The following is a 19,729-nucleotide window of genomic DNA, read 5'->3' on the forward strand; positions in this document are numbered from 1 at the left end:
ACCCTGAAGCTACTTCAGACTTCAGAATTTCCCTACTCTCAAAACACCTGATTCCATAGGGAAATGGACCTCTTCTCTTTCAGTAAAAGGTAAATTTCTATGCGTATCCTTGTGGTTGAGGACGAGCAAAAAACCGCTGACTATTTGCAGCAAGGCCTGAGTGAAAGTGGCTATGTGGTCGACTGCGCGTCCAATGGCATCGACGGCCTGCACCTGGCCGGGCAGCACGCGTATGAGTTGGTCATTCTTGACGTCAACCTGCCGGGCAAGGATGGCTGGGAAGTGCTGGAGCAATTGCGCCGCAATGGCACGCAACGGGTAATGATGCTGACCGCGCGTGGCCGGCTGGCCGACAAGATCAAGGGCCTGGACATGGGCGCCGATGATTACCTGGTCAAACCCTTCGAGTTTCCCGAATTGCTCGCACGGGTCCGCACCCTGCTGCGACGCAGCGAGCATATCCCTCAACCGGAAGTATTCAGCGTGCAGGACCTGGAGCTGGACCCACGCCGCCATCGCGCGTATCGCGGCTCCCGACGGATCGACCTGACCACCAAAGAGTTCGCCCTGCTGCAGGTATTGATGCGCCAAACCGGCGAAGTGCTGACCCGCACGCAAATCATTTCCCTGGTGTGGGACATGAATTTCGACTGCGACACCAACGTCGTGGAAGTCTCCATCAGCCGCCTGCGGGCCAAGGTGGATGACCAGAGCGAGGTCAAGCTGATCCACACCATTCGCGGCGTGGGTTATGTGCTGGAGGCGCGCGGATGAAAACCGGCAGTTTGTCGATGCGCCTGGGCCTGACGGTCAGTGTGATGGGCGCAGGCCTGGTGCTGTTGCTGGCAACCCTGGCGTACCTGGCCCTGACCCACGAACTGGAAAAGCTGGCGCGCAAGGGCCTGGAAAGCAAGATGGAACAGATCCAGCACAGCGTGGCCCAGGGCATGGACGTGAACACCATCCGCGCCCGCCCGCATTCACTGATGGACCTGGTGATTGGCCATGACAACTTCTACCTGACCATCGTCGGCACCGCACCCGACGAAAGCGTGCTGCTGAGCACCGGGGCCAAGCCTCAGACACCTTTGCTCACAGACTTCACCCCACGGGAAACCCTCGGTTACCTCAACTGGACCGACAGTGTCGGCAACCAAGTGCTCAGCGCCTCCAGCCTGATGCGCCTGGCCAGCGGCGAACGTGTGCGCGTGCTGCTGTCCCTGGACCGTACCGACGATCAAGCGCTGCTCAGTGCTTACCTGCGCGCCACGGTGATCGCCTTGCCCATGCTGCTGCTCTTGATCGGCATGGGCGCCTGGTGGCTGGTGCAGCGCGGGCTGGCGCCGTTGAAACAGTTCAGCCATGTGGCGGCCAAAGTCACCACTCAGGACCTCACGCATCGTCTTTCCGTCGACAACCTGCCCCAGGAGCTGGGCGAGTTGGCGCAAGGCTTTAATGTGATGCTCAATCGCCTGGACGCTGGGGTACAGCAACTGTCGCAATTCTCCGATGACCTCGCCCACGAATTGCGCGCGCCCCTGACCAACCTGATGGGCAAAGCCCAGTTGACGCTGTCGCGCCAGCGGCCGCCTGACGAATACAAAGCCGTGCTGGAATCCAACACCGAAGAGCTGGAGCGCCTGGCGCGTATCGTCTCCGACATGCTGTTTCTGGCCCAGGTCAGCCACCCGGCGGCGCGGGCTTCGTTCGCGGCGGTGTCGCTGGCGGCTGAAACGGATCGGGTGATGGACTTGTTCGCCCTCAGTGCCGAAGACAAACAACTGACCCTGACCCTCAGCGGCGATGCTCACGTGCACGGCGATCGCCTGATGATCCAGCGCGCCCTGTCGAACCTGCTGTCCAATGCCATCCGCCACAGCCCTGCGGGCTCGCATATTTCGCTGCTGGTGGAGGCCTACGGGAACACGGCGTCGGTGTCGGTCAGCAACCCCGGCCCCGGCATCGAAGCGCACCACCTGCCGCACCTGTTCGAACGCTTCTACCGTGTCGACAGCAGCCGCGCTCGCACCGAGGGTGGCACCGGCCTGGGCCTGGCCATCGTGCGGTCGATCATGACCCTGCACCAGGGGCAGGCTGACGTGCGCAGCCTGCCCGGTGGTTTCACACTGTTTCGCCTGGTGTTTCCTCTTCCTTGCGGTGCGCCCACTGATAAAGCGCGGGCAGCACCAGCAAGGTCAGCAGCGTAGAAGAAATAATCCCGCCAATCACCACCGTCGCCAACGGGCGCTGCACTTCGGCGCCGGTGCCGGTGCCGGTGGCCAGGGCCATCGGGATAAACCCCAGGGACGCCACCAGCGCGGTCATTAATACCGGGCGCAAACGGGTCAGCGCCCCTTCGTTGACCGCCACCGATAACGCGCGCCCTTCCTCACGCAGGTTGCGGATGAAGGCAATCATCACCAGCCCGTTAAGCACCGCAACGCCGGACAAGGCGATAAAGCCCACGCCCGCCGAAATCGACAGCGGAATATCGCGCAACCACAGCGCCATGATCCCACCCGTCAACGCGAAAGGAATCCCGGTGAACACCAACAGGCCGTCCTTGAGGTTGTTGAACATCATGAACAACAGCCCGAACACCAGCAGCAATGCCACCGGCACCACGATGCGCAAACGCTCGGACGCTTCCTTCAACTGTTCGAACTGGCCGCCCCAGGTGGTCCAATAACCGGCGGGGACTTTCACCTGAGTGCTGATGGCCGCCTCGGCCTCTTCGACAAACGAGCCGATATCCCGCCCGCGCACGTTGGCGCTGACGATCACCAGGCGCTTGCCGTTCTCGCGGCTGATCTGGTTGGGGCCGAGCACCAGGTCCAGGCTCGCGACCTGGGACAAGGCAATAAAGCCCAACTGCCCAGCCGCACTGCCGGCCAGCGCCGGCACCGGAATCAGCAGCCGTGACAGCCCGTCGATATCGGTGCGTAGGGCGTCGGACAAACGCACGACCATGTCAAAGCGGCGATCACCTTCGTACAACGTACCGGCCTGACGCCCGCCCACGGCAACCGCAATGGTGTCCTGCACATCGCCCACATTCAGGCCGAAACGTGCGGCCTTGTCGCGGTCGATATTGATGGTCAGCACAGGCAAGCCGGAAGTCTGTTCGACCTTGACTTCCGAGGCGCCCTCCAGCTTTTGCAGGGTCTCGGCGATTTCCCCGGCGGTTTTGTTGAGCACCGACATGTCGTCACCAAACACCTTCACTGCCACATCACTGCGCACCCCGGAAATCAGCTCGTTGAAGCGCAGCTGGATCGGTTGCGACAGTTCATACGCACTGCCCGGCACAATCGCACTGGCGCGCTGGATGTCGGCAATCAGTGTCTCGCGGGACTTGTTTGGATCGGGCCACTGCGCCTTCGGTTTAAGCATCACGTAGCTGTCGGAAATATTCGGCGGCATCGGGTCAGAGGCGATTTCCGCAGTGCCGGTGCGCGCAAAGACCCGCTCGATTTCCGGTACCTGGGCCTTCAATGTTTTCTCAAGCTGCTGCTGCATCTGCACCGATTGCGTCAGGCTGGTGCCCGGCACGCGCAGGGCCTGTTGGGCGAAGTCGCCTTCACTGAGGCTGGGGATGAATTCACTGCCCATGCGGCTGGCCACCGCCCCAGAGGCGACAATGGTCAACACCGCCAAGCCAAATACCCACGGGCGGCGCGCCATCACCCAATCCAGCACCGGCGCATAGACCCGACGCGCCGTGCGCATCACCAGGTTTTCTTCTTCCTTGACCTTGCCGGTGACGAACAGCGCAATCGCGGCCGGCACGAACGTCACCGACAGAATCATCGCGCCCAGCAGCGCGATTACCACAGTGAAGGCCATAGGGTGGAACATCTTCCCGGCCACGCCAGTGAGGGCGAAGATCGGCAGGTAAACCACCATGATGATCAGCTGCCCGAAGATCAGCGCCCGCCGCGCCTCTTTGGCCGCCGCGAATACTTCGTGCAGCCGCTCGCTGCGGGTCAACAAACGGCCGTGGCGCTGTTGCGCATGCGCCAGGCGGCGGATGGCGTTCTCGACAATCACCACCGCGCCGTCGACAATAATGCCGAAGTCCAGTGCGCCAAGACTCATCAGGTTGGCGCTGACTTTGTTGGTAAACATCCCGGTAAAGGTGAACAACATCGCCAGGGGAATCACCATCGCGGTGATCAACGCCGCGCGGATGTTGCCCAGGAACAGGAACAGCACCGCAACCACCAGCAGCGCACCTTCGAAGAGGTTTTTCTTCACGGTGGCGATGGCTTTTTCCACCAGGTTGGTGCGATCGTAAACGGTGACGGCGACCACGCCGGCGGGCAGCGAACGGTTGATCTCTTCGAGTTTTTTCGCCACCGCCTGGGACACAGTGCGGCTGTTTTCGCCGATCAACATGAATACCGTGCCCAGCACCACTTCACGGCCGTTTTCGGTGGCGGCGCCGGTACGCAGCTCACGGCCGATTTCGACCTGCGCCACATTGCGCACGCGGATCGGCGTGCCATCGGAAGTGGTGATCACGATATTGGCGATGTCATCAATCGACGCCACTTGCCCCGGCGCGCGGATCAGCAGCTGTTCGCCGCTGCGCTCGATGTAACCGGCGCCGACGTTGGCGTTGTTGCGCTCAAGCGCCGTAACCAAATCGGTCAACGTCAGGTTGTAGGCCGCGAGGCGCTTGGGGTCCGGGGCAATCTGGTATTCCTTGGCAAAGCCGCCGATGGTGTTGATCTCGGCCACACCGGGCACGTTGCGCAGTTGCGGCTTGATGATCCAGTCCTGGATCACGCGCAGGTCGGTCGGCGTGTAGGGCGTGCCATCCTCTTTGAGTGCGCCGTCCTCGGCCTCGACGGTCCACAGGAAAATTTCCCCGAGGCCGGTGGAAATCGGCCCCATGGCGGTTTCGATGCCGGTGGGCAATTGTCCACGGGCGACCTGCAGGCGCTCATTGACCAATTGGCGGGCGAAGAACAGGTCGGTACCGTCTTTGAAAATCACCGTCACCTGGGACAAACCGGAGCGCGACAGCGACCGCGTCTGCTGCAGACCCGGCAACCCGGCCATGGCGGTTTCGATGGGAAAGGTAATGCGCTGTTCGGTTTCCAGCGGCGAAAACCCGGCCGCCGCCGAGTTGATCTGCACCTGCACATTGGTGATGTCGGGTACGGCGTCGATGGGCAATTTCTGATAGCTGGCGATGCCGACACCGGCCATCAACAACACGGCCAGCAGCACGATGATGCGCTGCTCGATGGCAAATTGGATAAGGCGCTCAAACATGGGGAATCACTCGCAGGATCAATGGGCGTGCTCGGCCGAGCCTTTACCCAGTTCGGACTTGAGGATGAAGCTGCCGACAGTCGCCACCTGCGCCCCGGCGTCGAGACCCTGGCGCACTTCGACGTAGCCGTTTTCACTCACGCCCAGCTCAAGGTGGCGGGTGATAAAACCGTCCGGCGTGCGCACGAACACCGAGGGTTTGTCCTCGATGGTCTGGATCGCGGCTTGAGGCACGGTGACCTTGGCCAGGTAGGTGTCAGTGGCCAATTGCACGGTGACAAACAGCCCGGGGCGCCAGGCGTCGTCGGGGTTGGGCACGTTCACGCGCACGGTGGCGGTACGCGTCTGCTCACCGAGCAAGTTGCCGACGTAGGCCACGGTGCCGAGCACGTCGGTGCCCATTTCCGTAGAACTGACTTTCACCGGTTTACCGACGCGCACCTTGTTCAAGTCCTTGGGAAATACACCGAAGGTGACCCATACCTGGGACAGGTCCGAAAGGGTGAACGCGTTGCTGGTTTCGCTCACGACCTCGCCGACTCCCAGGTGCTTTTCCACCACCATGCCGGCGAAGGGCGCACGCAGTTCATAGCGATTACCGCCGACCAGGACTGCGCTGCCGCTGAGGGCGGTCATTTTCTGGCGGGCGTTGTTCAGGGCGATTTCCGCTTCCTGCAAGGCCTGGCGCGCCAGCAGGTAATCCTGCTCGGCGGAGATTTGGTCCTGCCACAATTGGCGCTCGCGCTGGAAGGTGGTGCGCGCCAGTTCGACCCGCCGCTCACTGGCTGCCAGCTCACTGCGCTGGTCGGAAATCTGCTGGCTGGCGATCACCGCCAACAGCTCGCCCTTCTTAACCGATTGGCCGAGGTTGACCTTCACAGCCTCCACCACACCGGCCGCGCGCGGGACGATGTGCGAGGTGCGATCCTCATCAAAACGCACTTCTCCTGGCAGTGTCAGCAGGGTGCTGATGGCGCGTGACTGGGCCTGGGCGAGTTGAATACCGGCGGCCTGGATCTGCTGCTCAGTGAGTTCGAGTGCGCCCTCCTCTTCTTCGGCGTTTGCAAAACCAGACAGCATCAGGCCCAGGGCGACGGCCAGCGCCACACCGTGTTTATGCTTCATAAAAGACTCCAGAAAAAATCAAAACTGGGCGAGGTCGCCGTAAATCCGTTCGATGCGTACCCAGGCGTCGGTGGCCTGGGCGGTCGCCGTGAGGTACTGGGTGCGCGCGGCGATCAAGGTGCGCTGGGCGTCGAGCACGTCGAGGAAGTTGAACTTGCCCATCTCGAAACCCCGGGTGGCGCTGTCCACCGCGCTTTGGGCGGCGGGCAGGATCTGTTGGTTGAAGGCGCGCACTTCGGTATTCGCGGTTTGCCACAGGTCCAGGGCCTGGCGGGTTTCGGTGCGCAGGCGCAACTCGGTGGCATTGCGCAAGTCACGGGCCTGGTCGGCGCGGCGGCTGGCGGCGAGCACGTTGCCCTGGTTGCGGTTGAACAGCGGGATCGGCATCGACACGCCCACCAGGTTCACCCGCTCGCGCACGCTGGCGTCGTACTGGCTGCCGATCGACACGTCGAGGTCGGGAATCCGCTGGGCTTTTTCCAGGCCGACGCTGGCTTCGCTTTGCTGGATTTGCAGTTCAGCCAGGCGCAGCTCCGTGGTTTGCTCAAGACGCGCGAGCAACGGTGTGGAGGCCGGTAATGGCGGAGCGGATTGGCGTTGTGTGGCGACCGCCTGGAAATCAGGCGCGGCGCTGCCGGTAATGGCCGCAAGGCGGCGATAGGCGTCGCTCAGGCCGATCTGCGCGCGGTTCAGTTCCAGGCGGATCTCCGAGACCTGCACCTGCGCGCGAGTGGCTTCGACCGGCGACGACTTGCCGGCCGTGACGCGGCCGTTGGCGACCACCAGGCCGCGCTCGGCCAGGGCCATAGAGCGTTGCGCCAGGTCGAGGCGCTCCTGGGCACGCAGGGCGCCGTAATAGCTGTCGATCACATCGGCGCGCAGACCGTTGCGACGCTGCTCCAGGGTCAGTGCGGCAGCGTCCTGGGCCCGAGTGGCCAGGTCAATCCGCGCACCGCGTTTGCCGCCCAGTTCCAGGGTCTGGCTGAGTTTGACGGTGGTGGTGCGCGTACTGCGGCGGGTGTCTTCAGCATCCCAGGAGGCCACCGGGTTGGGGATCAAGCCCGCCTGCTGGCGACCGCCCTGGGCGATGTCGATTTCCCACTGCGCGGCAGCCAGGTCAGGGTTGTTGGCAAACGCGGTTTGCAGGGCTCTATCAAGCGTGAGGGTTTGCGCCTGGACAGCACTGGCCACCACCCACAACGCAGTCGCCCCCAACAGTGTTTTAACGGAAATTGCCATAACGAAAGTTCCACGCCCATGAAGTCGCTGAGGTTTCCCAGCGGGGGCAATGTAGCTTTCGGTACTTATCAGGGCGGTGGGCAGAACATTACAAATCCGTTAGCGAGGATCAGGCGTGCACGTCGTCATGTTCGTCGTGATGAAACCCTTCGCCTTCAACCTGCAACGTGACGTGGGAAATATCGAATTGTTCGTGCAGCAATTCCGTCACAAGCGCGAGGATCTGCTGCTCCGTGCCGAGCGACGAGTCCGCCACCAAGTGAGTGCTCAGCACATTCTTGCCGCTGGTCAGGGCCCAGATATGCAGATCGTGCACGTCCTTGACCCCGGGCACCTTGCGAATGGCCTGCTCGACCTGATCGATATCAACCCCGTCCGGCACACCTTGCAGCAGCACGTTCATGCTTTCCTTGAGCAGCGTCCAGGTACGCGGCAACACCCAGAAACCAATCGCCGCCGCCACCACGGAGTCGATCCAACCCCAGCCGGTGAACATGATCACCACCGCCGCGATGATCACGCCGATAGAGCCGAGCATGTCGCTCCAGACTTCCAGGTAAGCGCCCTTCACATTAAGGCTTTCGCCGCTGGCGGCACTGAGCAGGCGCATGGAAATCAGGTTGACGATCAGCCCCAGCACCGCAATGACCAGCATACCGGTGGACTGGATTTCAGCCGGTGCCTGGAGCCGTTGATAGGCCTCATACAGGATGTAAAACGCCACGGCGAACAGCAGCAGCGCATTGAAGGCGGCCGCCAGAATCTCGAAACGCGCATAACCAAAGGTGCGCTTGCGGTCGGCTGCGCGTTTGGCAACCTGGATGGCCACCAGGGAAATCGCCAGAGCCAGGGCGTCGGTCATCATGTGCGCGGCGTCGGACAACAGCGCCAGGCTGCCGGTGATAAACGCGCCGATCACCTCGGCAATCATGAAGCTGCTGGTCAGCACGAGGGCGATCCATAGAAGACGCTCGTGGCCGGCGCGTGCTTGGCCGTGGTTATGTCCTGCGCTCATGAAATATCCTCAAAAGGTGTGGTCCGTTGATCATAGAGCTATAGGCCAAATACTCGGGCACGGGTTGCAAATTTGTCATCCGCGCGACAGCCCGCCGTTACATGACGCGCACCAAAATCGCACATGGACGCTCTGGCACAGTTCTATCAGGTATGCTTTTCGAGCAGGAAACAAAAAGAAACATATTAGCCAACCTGTTCGATAAGGAGTCCCGCTTTGGAGTTATCGACTGCCGCGTGGATGGTTCACGACACCCGCCTCATGTTCTGCGTTCTGCTGGCGATCGCCAGCATCATTGTGTTGATCAGCGCGACCAAGCTGCCGCCGTTCCTGTCAATTTTGATCGGTACGTTTATCGCGGGTGTCGGTGCCGGGTTGCCCCCGGAGGAAGTCGCCAAAGCCTTCAGCAAAGGCGCCGGGGCGATTCTCGGTGAAGCAGGAATTATCATCGCGCTGGGCTCGATGCTCGGTGCGCTGATGGCGGAATCCGGCGCAGCCGACCGTATCGCCACCACCCTGCTCGGGCTGGGCAAAGGCAAATCACTGCCCTGGGTAATGGCGCTGGTGGCCATGGTGATCGGCTTGCCGCTGTTCTTCGAAGTCGGCCTGGTGATGATGGTGCCGATCATCTTTGTGATGGCCAAACGTTCGAACCAGCCCTTGTTGAAAATCGCCATCCCCGCACTGGCGGGCATGACCACCCTGCACGCCCTGATGCCGCCGCATCCGGGACCGCTGATTGCGGTGAGCGCGTTGCACGCCGACCTCGGCCTGACCATGTTGCTGGGCTTCTGCCTGGCGGTGCCGGCAGTGATTCTGGCCGGCCCGCTCTATGGCAACTGGCTGTCCAAGCGCATGCACGTGGATGAACCGGCCGACATCGGCGCGCTGTTCAGCGCACCGCCCAAGGCGCCGCGCCAGCCGAGTTTCGGCGTGTCGTTGCTGATCATTTTGCTGCCGGTGATTTTGATGCTCGGGAGCACCTTGGCCAAGGTCGCCATGTCACCGGAAAACCCACTGGCGCTGACCTTGAAATTCCTCGGTGAGCCGCTGATCGCCCTCGGCCTGGCGGTAATCGCCGCGGTGGTTTGCCTGGGCTGGGCCGCCGGCATGCCGCGTGCCGAAGTCGGCAACACCCTGCGCAAAGCCCTCGCGCCCATCGCCGTGTTGTTGCTGACCATCGGCGCCGGCGGCGGCCTCAAGCAAACCCTGCTGGACGCCGGCGTCAGCCAGACCATCAGCAAGGTCGCCGAAGGCGCGCACATGCCGTATCTGCTGCTGGCCTGGCTGATTGCCGTGGCCCTGCGCCAGGCCACCGGCTCGGCGACGGTCGCCACCACCACGACGGCGGGCATCCTCGCGCCAATGATGGCCGGGCTGGCGGCTACGCAGAGTTCATTGGTGGCATTGGCAATTGGCGCCGGCTCGGTGTTCTTCTGCCACGTCAACGACGCCGGGTTCTGGATGGTGCGTGAGTACTTCGGCTTGCAGCTCAAACAGACGATCTGGGTGTGGTCGGTGTTGCAGACGATTGTTTCGGTGGTCGGGCTGGTCGGTACGCTGTTGCTCTGGCACTTTCTGACCTGACCCTCAGGTCGCCAAGGTGTGGCGCTTGCCAAACAGCGCCACACTCGCCACCCCCACCGCCCCCATCACCACGCAATAGCCCACGCAAATCCACGGGCTCGTCGGCATCAACGCAATCAACAACAGCGGTGTGGTACTCGCCCACAGCGCGTAGGCAATGTTGTAGGTGAAGGAAATCCCCGACACCCGCACCGGCGCCGGAAACAGGCCGACCATCACCGACGGCACTGCGCCCACTACCCCGCAACTCAAGCCCGCTACCGCATACGCCGCCCCTAGCCACACGCCGCCGCTGATCAGGCTGGCATACAGAACCGCAATGCCCACCGGCAGCAGCAGGCTATAGACCAGCACCGTGCGCCAGGCGCCGATGCGGTCCACCAGCAGGCCGGCCAGTACACAACCGATATTCAGAAAAACAATGCCCAGCGCGCTCAAGGCGAAGGTGTGGCTGGGGCTCATGCCGAAGGTTTTTTGCATCATGGTCGGGGTGATGACCACCAGCACTACCACGGCCGAGGTGAGCACGCAGGTGAGGATCATTGCCGGCAGCAACACGGCGCGATGGTCGCGCAGCACGGTGCGCAGAGGCAATTCGGCGGCGGCCTGGCGGCGGGCCTGCATTTCGAGGAACACCGGGGTTTCGTTGAGCCAGCGGCGCAACCACACGCCGATCACACCGAAGACGCCGCCGAGCAGGAACGGGAAGCGCCAGGCGTAATCGAGGATTTCGGCGGGGGTGAACAGTTGCGCCAGCAATGTCGCGGTGAGTGCGCCGAGCAGGTAGCCGAAGGTCAGGCCGGCTTGCAGGAAGCCCAAGGCATACCCACGGTGATGACGCGGCGCGTGTTCGGCGACGAAGGTCCAGGCGCTCGGCACTTCCCCGCCCACCGCAGCGCCTTGCAGCACGCGCAGCACCAGCAGGATCAGCGGCGCGAAATAACCGATTTGTGCGTAGGTGGGCATGATCCCGATCAGCAGGCAGGGCAGCGCCATCATCAGGATGCTCAGGCTGAATACGCGCTTGCGCCCCAGGTGGTCGGCGAAGTGCGCCATCAGGATGCCGCCCAGCGGGCGCGCCAGGTAACCGGTGACGAAGATGCCGAAGCTTTGCAGCAGGCGCAGCCACTCGGGCATTTCCGGTGGGAAAAACAACTGGCTGAGGGTTAGCGCAAAGAATACGAAAATAATGAAGTCGTAGATTTCCAGGGCGCCACCGAGGGCGGCCAGGCCCAGTGTTTTGTAGTCGGTGCGGGAAAAACGCTGCGCCTGTGGGGAAAAGGTGGCAGTCATGTGGAGGCTCGGCAGACAAACAAAATGGCGTGCAGGTTATGAGCTGAGCCCAATGATGGCAATCGCGACAGATATATTTGTTTTACTCATGGATCAATGAAGATAACTACATTCCCAAAACAATGGGCGTAGAGGAACATGCCGTAAAACTGCCAAAACCCATAATAAATACAAAAGGAAAGACTCGTGGCCGATGCTATCGAAGAAAGCCGCTATGCCCGATTTGCCCTGCGTTGCTCCAACTTCGCCGAACGCTGGTTTCCTGACTCTTGGGTATTTGCCGCCCTCGCCGTGATTATCGTCGCCGTGGCGACTCTGGGCATGGGCGCCGCGCCGACCGAGGCCGCCAAAGCCTTCGGTGATGGGTTCTGGAGCCTGATCCCGTTCACCATGCAGATGGCCTTTGTGGTGATCGGCGGTTATGTGGTGGCCAGTTCGCCACCTGCGGTAAAACTGATCGATCGCCTGGCGCGCATCCCGAAAAACGGCCGCTCGGCCGTGGCGTGGGTGGCGTTGATTTCCATGGTCGCCTCCCTGCTCAATTGGGGCTTGTCCCTGGTGTTTGGCGGTTTGCTGGTGCGCGCACTCGCCCGCCGTACGGATTTACGCATGGACTACCGCGCGGCCGGTGCCGCCGCCTACCTGGGCCTGGGCGCGGTGTGGGCATTGGGACTGTCGTCGTCGGCTGCGCAACTACAGGCCAACCCGGCCAGCTTGCCGCCGTCGATTCTGTCGATTACGGGGGTGATTCCGTTCACTGACACGATCTTTCTGTGGCAATCCGGGGTGATGTTGCTGGCGTTGATCGTGGTCTCGCTGATCATCGCTTACGCCACCGCACCAGGGCCGAACAGCGCCCGTGATGCCAAGGCCTGCGGCGTCGACCCGGCCTTCAACCTGCCCAAGATTCAAGCGCCAACCCGCCCGGGTGAATGGTTGGAACACAGCCCGCTGCTAACCATTCTGCTGGCATTGCTGGCGGCCGGTTGGTTGTTCCATGAGTTCTCGACCAAGCCGGCGATCAGCGCCATCTCGGGGCTGAACACCTATAACTTCCTGTTCATTATGGTCGGCGCGCTGCTGCACTGGCGCCCGCGCAGTTTCCTCGATGCGGTGGCCCGCGCCGTGCCGACCACCACCGGCGTGCTGATCCAGTTTCCGCTGTATGGCTCGATCGCGGCGCTGATGACCGTGGTCAAGGGCGGCGACGGCCAGACCCTGGCGCACCATATCTCGACCTTCTTTACCTCCATCGCGTCTCACGACACCTATGCGTTGTTGATGGGCGTGTACTCCGCGGTGCTGGGTTTCTTTATTCCATCGGGCGGCGGCAAGTGGATCATCGAAGCGCCCTACGTGATGCAAGTGGCCAATGACCTGCAATACCACTTGGGCTGGGCTGTGCAGATCTACAACGCTGCCGAGGCGCTGCCGAACTTGATCAACCCGTTCTATATGCTGCCGTTGCTCGGCGTGTTGGGGCTGAAGGCGCGAGACCTGATTGGTTTCTCGTTTGTGCAACTGCTGGTACACACGCCGTTGGTATTGTTCCTGCTATGGGCGCTGGGCACGACGCTCAAATACCTGCCTCCCGTGATGCCGTAAACGCTTCTGTCACATTGCCTGCTTAAGCTTCGCCCTCAGGCCCGGCAACGCCTCCTGCACCTTGATCGGCCTTCAACCGATCAAGGTGAACACGATGCGTTGCAGCGCGGCCCCGTTACGAAACCCGATAGTCATCATCAGAACCCTTATGCCCTAAGGCCTCGCCTTATAGACTGAAGCGTTTAAGCTTTGCCATATTTGATGCCCTTTCAACGAAACATCCAGCAACAAATAAACCAAAAACAGCAGTGAGAAGCCTCGGATGACCGAAGAAACCGAAGACCAGAAAGCAACCAAAAACGCCGCCGACACGCTCCCCGATTCAAGCCGTCGGCGCTTTTTAGGAGGGGTTGCCGTACTGGGCGCCGGGGCGACCTTGAGCGCCTGCGGTGGGCCCGCTGAACCGCCTGGCCCGGTGGTCACCCGCGAACTGTCGCCTGCCGAGCTGGACAAGGCCTTGCACGACAACGTGAAGAATGTGGTGGTGATCTACGGCGAAAACCGCAGTTTCAACAACCTGTTTGCCGACTTCCCCGGCGTGGAAAGCCCACTGTCCGCTCTCAAACCCGCCGACTACCAGCAACGCGACCGCGACGGCAGCCTGCTGGAGACGCTGCCGGAAGTCTGGGGCGGCGTGACTCAGCTTGGGCCGCAAACGATTGACGGGGTGCTTTACCCCAGCGCCACCCAATATCAGGAACACTTGCCCAACGCGCCCTATGCACTGAAGGGGCCGAACGGCGAAGACCTGCCCCTGGGCCTGGTCACCCGCGATCTGTGGCATGTGTTTTATCAGAACCAGATGCAGATCAATGGGGGCAAGAACGACCTGTTTGTCGCCTGGGCCGACTCCGGTGCACTGACGCTTGGCCATTACCCGCAAACGCGTTATTCGCTGCGCCTGTGGGACGTCGCCAGGGAGTTCGTGCTGTGCGACAACTTCTTCCAGGGTGCCTTTGGCGGTTCGTACCTCAACCACCAATACTTGATCAGTGCTCAAGTGCCGTTTTACCCGGACGCCGCCAACTCGGTGGCTAAATCGCAGATCGCCACGCTGCAGAGCGACGACCCAACCGACACGCGCCTCAAGCCGTTGGACAAGTCACCGGCCAGCGCCATGACCGGCCCGCCGCAGTTCGGGCCCAGCGCGCTGACGCCGGACGGCTATTCGGTAAACACCATGGCGCCACCGTACTGGCCCACCTGGATCCGCGACCCGGAGCGCCCGGACTACGCCAAGCCCGACCTGCCCAGCGTGCTGGTGCCGCAGTCTCACGAACACATCGGCGACAAGCTGTCGAAGAAGAACGTCGATTGGGCCTGGTACGGCGGTGCCTGGCAGGCAACGATCGACGAGCACAAGGATTCGCTGGCGATTCCGAAGATCCCCAGCTTTCAGTATCACCACCAGCCGTTCAACTACTTCAAGCAGCAAGGTCCGGAAAACCCGGCGGAGCGCAAGAAACGCCTGCGCGACGGCGGCCTGGGCGATGAGCCAAGCACCAATCACTTCCTGGCTGATGCCCAGGCGGGAACACTGCCGGCGGTGAGCTTCTACAAACCCCAGGGCAACCTCAACATGCACGCCGGTTACGCCGACGTGGCCTCGGGCGACCGCCATATCACCCGCGCCCTGAAAGTGTTGCAGGAGAGCCCGCAGTGGAAAAACATGGTCGTGATCATCACCGTCGATGAGAACGGCGGCTGGTGGGACCACGTCGCACCGCCTAAAGGCGACCGCTGGGGCCCGGGCACGCGTATCCCGGCGTTGGTTATTTCGCCGTTTGCGCGCAAAGGCACGGTGGACCATACGGTTTACGACACCGCGTCGATCCTGCGCTTGATCACCCGGGTGTTCCAGTTGGAGAAACTGGACGGCCTCAAGCTGCGCGACGACGCAATGATTGCGCGCGGCCAGAAGCCCATGGGCGATCTGAGCAACGCCTTGCAGTTCAAGGTGTAGGTTTTCTTATCCAATAGCGACATGCCCAGCGATTTAGCACGCGGTTTTCCTGGTCAACCGCTACTGTGTGGAAGTGGGCTTTCACCCCGCGCAGACGGGCTTTCGCTGACAAGGAAACAACTATGTTCAAACCGACCAGGCTGTCCTTCACCCTGGCCGCACTGCTGGCCAGTGCGGTCGTACAGGCCGACATCGAAGTACCATTGGGCAGCACGCAACGGGTCACCCAGTTGTTTGCGTTCCCCAATAACTGCAACGTGATCTGCTTTCGGCCATGGACGCTGGAGCAGACCGCCGAGCATTATCTGAACCAGAGCCTGCAGCGCGACGGTTACAGCCGCGCCAAGGTCAGTGTGAAAACCCATGACGGCCAGGTCTCAGCCACCTTCAGCGGCGTGCCCGACCACTACGGCCAGCCGCTGACCACGCTGCTCGATACCGCCGACCTGGCCTACCAAGGCGCCAGCAAACTCAACAGCGACGGCAAGTGGGCTTACAACTGGTACCTGTTCCTGCCGCTGGGCATGGCCCTGGAAAATCGCAAGAGCATCGAACTGCTGCACTTCCCGCCGGACTATTCGCTGACCCAGGCCCAGGATTACCTGGAATCGGCGACCACCGACCGCTGGGCCACGTTGCTCACCGACAATGGCATCCCAGCCACCGAAACGCCGGCCTACCAGACCATCATCGATATCGCACCGATCGCCGCGCCCTCCAATGCGGGCAAGGACCTCGAAAACGTTTACAGCTACTTCGCCGATTACCAGACACGCATGGTCAAGGAGTTGAGCCTGCGCGCCAACGGCTCGTTGCCGATGGTGGCGTTCGGCGCACCGGTGCGGAATTGGATCAAGCAACAATACGGCCAGACCGTGGGCGTGCTGGGCCTGGCGCAGATCAGCCCGACAGCGGGCAAGACCGTGTCGGTATTGGGCGCCAACCATCCGAGTTACATCTGGTATGCGGCAGACCCTGCAACCTACGACGGTAATGAACAGAAAGCCGATGAGGCCGGCTTGAAGGTGATGGGGCAGGACCTGAGCGCCGCCTGCTGGCAAGCCGGCATGGGGCAGAAACCCGCCAGCGATGCGAATGTACTGCTCAAGGCTTGCATGAATACCTGGCAGGTCACGCGCAAGGAACAGACCTGTGAGTTGTTCTATACCTCGGTGCGCAATCTGACCCCGGAACAAGCCAACGCCAAATGCGCCACCCCCGTCATCAAGGCTCAGTTGAAACAACTGAAGGACGCCGCTCCAACCCCGGCGGTCATGGCCCCGGCGCTGTAAGCCGAACAGGCTATAACCGGTTTCTACTGTCAGAGTTGACAGTAGAAATCGGATCCAATATCAGCGAGTCTTGAGTGGCACCCATCCGCTGCAAGACTGATAGTCAGCCCCCACTCGCAGGTCGATGCAGCCCAACCCAGGAGAGTCATGAAAACTCAAGCCATGGATAAGGCTAACACCGCTGTGAGTGACGGCCTTTACCCCTTCAAGACGGTGCTCGTTGAACAGGGTTACCCCTCGACCAAACACTTCCAGATCGCACAGGACGCAAATGGGCCAGGCGCCGTCATCAAGGCGTGCGTTGCCTTTGACAGCCGCCTGCGCATTGCCAGAGTCTCCGGTTACGCCCTGAGCGAGCGACGCTTGCATACCCTGCAACTGTCATCACGCATCCACTTGTATGACCCGTGGTTCAGCGGCCTGCTGTCGCATTCCTGCAACCCGAACGTGTTTTTCGATGCCACTTACCTGGAAGTCTGGACGGTGCAAGCCATCGCTGCAGGCGACCTGCTGACGATGGATTACGCCAATACCGAGGACGCGGTGTTCCGGCAGTTCGCCTGCCAATGCGGCGAGCTGAACTGCCGGGGGTGGATCACCGGCAGTGCGGAGCCCTTGAACGCCGACGGTCAGGCCTTCATGGCCCAATGGCGGCTGCGCAAACGGCCTTAGACCTCGCCCAATGGCCGCAAGCGATATTGCGGTGGCAGTTGCTCGAAACCACTGATGGTGGTGTTCAAGCTCTTCCAGCGACCATCCTTGATGCCATAGATACAGCCATGGATCGACAGGCTCTGCCCACGGTGCCAGGCGTTTTGCACAATGCTGGTGTGACCCACGTTGGCCACCTGCTGAATCACGTTCAGCTCGCAAAGGCGGTCGACGCGTTCTTCTTCGGTCGGCAACTGGGCCAACAGTTCGCGGTTTTCGTAGTAGAGGTCACGAATGGTGCGCAACCAGCCATCGATCAGGCCGAACTGGCGGTCCTGCATGGACGCGCGCACGCCGCCGCAACCGTAGTGGCCGGTCACGAGGATATGTTTGACCTTGAGCACGTCGACCGCGTACTGGATCACCGACAGGCAATTAAGGTCGGTGTGCAATACCACGTTGGCCACGTTGCGGTGCACAAACAGATCACCGGGCAGCATTCCGACGATTTCGTTGGCCGGTACACGGGCGTCGGAGCAGCCGATCCACAGGTATTCCGGGGTTTGCTGGCGGGCGAGCTTGGCGAAGAATTCGGGATCTTCCTGTTTGATCGCATCCGCCCAGCGTTCGTTGTTATCAAGCAGGTCTTGTAGTTCGTTCATCAGGGAAAGCCTCAGGAATGATGCGCAGCTTTGACAGACGACCGCTCGTCCGGGTCACGCCCGGTTTAAGAATAGACCGGCGTTAATTAGCTTGAATCTTTGGGGAGCCATGCCTGTCCACACACTATAAGCCCCACAGCATGAGGATTGGCCATGACAGATTCACGACGTCCCTACGGCGCTACGCAGCCGGAACCCATCGATGACAATGAAGACCGCATGGGCTCGATACATGAGCTGGATTTTGACGAAGAAGCGCCGACGGCAGAAATCGGCGATGAAATCCCACCGGGTGAACGTGAACACCTGATGCCCGACGAGCGGGTACGTGAAGCCGGGATGACCGGGGCTTCAACGGATGACCACGAACCCACCGATGATGACATGAGCCCGGAAACGCTGATTCATGAGGACGGCGCACGGGATGCGCGGGAAGAAGGTGAAGACAGCCCGGCAGATTACGATTTGAGCATCGTCGATGAAGATGAGATCGGCGGCGGGAATGGGCTGGATGAAGCCGAGTTGGCGGATATCGACCCGGTAGACGGTAACCGCTGACATACCACCGCCCCTGTGGGAGCCGGGCTTGCCCGCGATGCTGGTGCCTCGGTGTCTCAGTGAGACCGAGGGGATGCTATCGCAGGCAAGCCAGCTCCCACAGGAGTGTGCCTCCACAGGGGTTTTGTGTCTTAGTCGACTAAGGTGCAAGCCATTACGACTGCATCTTCGCGCCCACCCACGGCGGGGTAGTAATCGCGTCGACGGCCGATCTCGTTGAAACCGTAGCGCTCATACAGGCGGAACGCGCCGGTATTGCTGTCGCGCACTTCCAGGAAGCATTCCCGGGCTTTGGCGGCATACGCGCGGGACATCAAGTGTTCCAGCAGCGCCAGGCCCAAACCACGGCCCTGGTTTTCCGGCTTGACGGTGATATTCAGCAAATGCGCTTCATCAAGGATGATTTGCACCACACCGTGGCCCACCTGCTGCTCGCCCTCGAACATCAGCCAGATCTGGTACTTGCCCAGCCCATCGAGAAAAATCCCGCGGGTCCAGGGATGGCTGAACGCCGCGTATTCAATCTTCAGTACAGCGTCGAGGTCCGCCTCGGTCATCGGGCGAAAGGATAAAGCTTCACTCATCGGTACTTTTCCAGCGCGCCATCAGCCGGCGCATGGCTTGCCAGACATCAGCCTTACGCTGTGGCTCTTCCATTAATAATTCCAGGCCCGGCAGGGCCCAAACCGAGCCCAGACCTTCGACCTGCAGTTCGCGGTACCAGGCTTCGGCATTCGCTTCGCCGGCAAAACGCACAGCGGGCAGGCCGATCAACCACAGGCACACGCAGGGTTCGTCTTCCAGGCGCGCCGACACAAAACCTTGTACAAAATCCCGCGCGGCTTCCGGGCCCTGGTCCATGGTGCCACGCACCAGCAGCGGCCAGCGCACCGGGTCGCCGACGATCTGCGGGCTGTCGGGCAGGCCGGCGGCGCGCAGCATGTCCTTGAGCAGCATGTAGGCCGGGTCGCGGGTCTGGAAGCGTTCGCCAGTGGGCAATTCCACTAACAGCAGGCAACGCCCGGCCCGCAGCAATTGCAGGGCAAAGCGTGGCGGCGGCACCACCGGGGCCTTGACCACCGGCGCGGCCTCTTCGGCCACCACGGGTTTGGCTGCTGGTGAAGGGCGCGGTACTTCGATCTTCGCCCGCTCGACCACAGGACGCGCCTCGGGAACGGGCTTGACCACCGCCACCGGCGCCGCCGCCTCCTCCCCTGAAACCTCGAACGCCTCATAAGGCTCAGGCGCCTGCAGCAGCTCGGGCCGCGACGGGGCGGCAAACGGCAGTTCGGTGCGGGGCAGCCAGTTGACCACCTGCATGGCGGTCAAGTAAGCGCGACGTCGGGACTCGATAAGCACAGCTCGGCCACTTGTGGATAAGTAAAGAGCGGGGATTCTACCGCTGTTCGGTAACAATCGCCCACTGCGCACTGACCGGCTGTGGATAAATCCCGCG

General features: G+C 61.6%; 16 protein-coding genes. 8 read left to right on the forward strand and 8 right to left on the reverse strand.

Annotation, left to right across the window (positions count from 1 at the left end):
- Nucleotides 1–99 precede the first annotated feature (99 nt).
- Nucleotides 100–774: a response regulator transcription factor PcoR gene (locus tag ACI77D_RS12225; protein WP_053254221.1), complete on the forward strand. Its 675-nt coding sequence runs from the start codon at nt 100–102 to the stop codon at nt 772–774.
- Nucleotides 771–2,207 carry a heavy metal sensor histidine kinase gene (locus tag ACI77D_RS12230; protein ID WP_407016628.1) on the forward strand — a complete coding sequence of 479 codons (1,437 nt, stop codon included), beginning with the start codon at nt 771–773 and terminating at the stop codon, nt 2,205–2,207. Before ACI77D_RS12225 ends, ACI77D_RS12230 begins: the two co-directional genes overlap by 4 nt.
- Here ACI77D_RS12230 and ACI77D_RS12235 read toward each other — a convergent pair.
- From ACI77D_RS12235 to ACI77D_RS12250, 4 genes are all read right to left on the reverse strand, one after another.
- Nucleotides 2,122–5,283: a CusA/CzcA family heavy metal efflux RND transporter gene (locus ACI77D_RS12235; protein ID WP_407016630.1), complete on the reverse strand. Its 3,162-nt coding sequence runs from the start codon at nt 5,281–5,283 to the stop codon at nt 2,122–2,124. The two genes, ACI77D_RS12230 and ACI77D_RS12235, sit on opposite strands and share 86 nt — an antisense overlap.
- 18 nt (nt 5,284–5,301) lie before the next feature.
- Nucleotides 5,302–6,408: an efflux RND transporter periplasmic adaptor subunit gene (locus ACI77D_RS12240; RefSeq protein WP_407016631.1), complete on the reverse strand. Its 1,107-nt coding sequence runs from the start codon at nt 6,406–6,408 to the stop codon at nt 5,302–5,304.
- 18 nt (nt 6,409–6,426) lie between these two features.
- Entirely contained in the window at nt 6,427–7,647 is a 1,221-nt protein-coding gene (locus tag ACI77D_RS12245; protein ID WP_407016632.1) for a TolC family protein, read from the reverse strand.
- A gap of 109 nt (nt 7,648–7,756) precedes the next feature.
- The gene (locus ACI77D_RS12250) at nt 7,757–8,662 is read right to left on the reverse strand and encodes a cation diffusion facilitator family transporter (RefSeq protein WP_407016633.1); all 906 of its coding nucleotides are present in this window, start codon (nt 8,660–8,662) and stop codon (nt 7,757–7,759) included.
- A gap of 216 nt (nt 8,663–8,878) precedes the next feature.
- On the opposite strand from ACI77D_RS12250, the gene ACI77D_RS12255 reads away from it, so the two are divergent.
- A complete protein-coding gene (locus ACI77D_RS12255; protein WP_064450549.1) occupies nt 8,879–10,249 on the forward strand; it encodes a gluconate:H+ symporter in 1,371 nt (456 codons plus the stop codon).
- 3 nt (nt 10,250–10,252) lie between these two features.
- On the opposite strand, the gene ACI77D_RS12260 is transcribed toward ACI77D_RS12255, so the two are convergent.
- Nucleotides 10,253–11,542: an MFS transporter gene (locus tag ACI77D_RS12260; RefSeq protein ID WP_407016634.1), complete on the reverse strand. Its 1,290-nt coding sequence runs from the start codon at nt 11,540–11,542 to the stop codon at nt 10,253–10,255.
- Nucleotides 11,543–11,728: 186 nt separating this feature from the next.
- Between ACI77D_RS12260 and ACI77D_RS12265 the strand changes: the two genes are divergently transcribed.
- The 4 genes from ACI77D_RS12265 (at nt 11,729) to ACI77D_RS12280 (ending at nt 17,074) form a co-directional block, all read left to right on the forward strand.
- The gene (locus tag ACI77D_RS12265) at nt 11,729–13,147 is read left to right on the forward strand and encodes a short-chain fatty acid transporter (protein WP_221293829.1); all 1,419 of its coding nucleotides are present in this window, start codon (nt 11,729–11,731) and stop codon (nt 13,145–13,147) included.
- A gap of 262 nt (nt 13,148–13,409) precedes the next feature.
- Nucleotides 13,410–15,110 (forward strand): acid phosphatase, encoded by a 1,701-nt coding sequence (acpA, locus tag ACI77D_RS12270; RefSeq protein ID WP_064450546.1) that lies wholly within the window; start codon nt 13,410–13,412, stop codon nt 15,108–15,110.
- 122 nt (nt 15,111–15,232) lie between these two features.
- Nucleotides 15,233–16,402: a hypothetical protein gene (locus ACI77D_RS12275; RefSeq protein ID WP_064450545.1), complete on the forward strand. Its 1,170-nt coding sequence runs from the start codon at nt 15,233–15,235 to the stop codon at nt 16,400–16,402.
- A 147-nt stretch (nt 16,403–16,549) separates the two neighbouring features.
- Nucleotides 16,550–17,074 carry an SET domain-containing protein-lysine N-methyltransferase gene (locus ACI77D_RS12280; protein ID WP_407016635.1) on the forward strand — a complete coding sequence of 175 codons (525 nt, stop codon included), beginning with the start codon at nt 16,550–16,552 and terminating at the stop codon, nt 17,072–17,074.
- Here ACI77D_RS12280 and can read toward each other — a convergent pair.
- Nucleotides 17,071–17,715, reverse strand: a complete 645-nt coding sequence (can, locus tag ACI77D_RS12285) for a carbonate dehydratase (RefSeq protein ID WP_064450543.1) — start codon at nt 17,713–17,715, stop codon at nt 17,071–17,073. The two genes, ACI77D_RS12280 and can, sit on opposite strands and share 4 nt — an antisense overlap.
- Before the next feature lie 153 nt (nt 17,716–17,868).
- On the opposite strand from can, the gene ACI77D_RS12290 reads away from it, so the two are divergent.
- Nucleotides 17,869–18,273: a hypothetical protein gene (locus tag ACI77D_RS12290; RefSeq protein ID WP_064450542.1), complete on the forward strand. Its 405-nt coding sequence runs from the start codon at nt 17,869–17,871 to the stop codon at nt 18,271–18,273.
- A gap of 131 nt (nt 18,274–18,404) precedes the next feature.
- On the opposite strand, the gene rimI is transcribed toward ACI77D_RS12290, so the two are convergent.
- On the reverse strand, nt 18,405–18,857 hold the full coding sequence (gene rimI, locus ACI77D_RS12295; protein WP_032886035.1) for a ribosomal protein S18-alanine N-acetyltransferase: 453 nt from the start codon (nt 18,855–18,857) through the stop codon (nt 18,405–18,407).
- On the reverse strand, nt 18,850–19,593 hold the full coding sequence (locus tag ACI77D_RS12300; RefSeq protein WP_262667960.1) for an energy transducer TonB: 744 nt from the start codon (nt 19,591–19,593) through the stop codon (nt 18,850–18,852). The genes rimI and ACI77D_RS12300 overlap by 8 nt, the downstream gene beginning before the upstream one ends.
- Nucleotides 19,594–19,729 lie beyond the last annotated feature (136 nt).

Origin of the sequence: Pseudomonas sp. O39 (assembly GCF_045447295.1) — a bacterium.
Lineage (GTDB): Bacteria > Pseudomonadota > Gammaproteobacteria > Pseudomonadales > Pseudomonadaceae > Aquipseudomonas > Aquipseudomonas antarctica_A.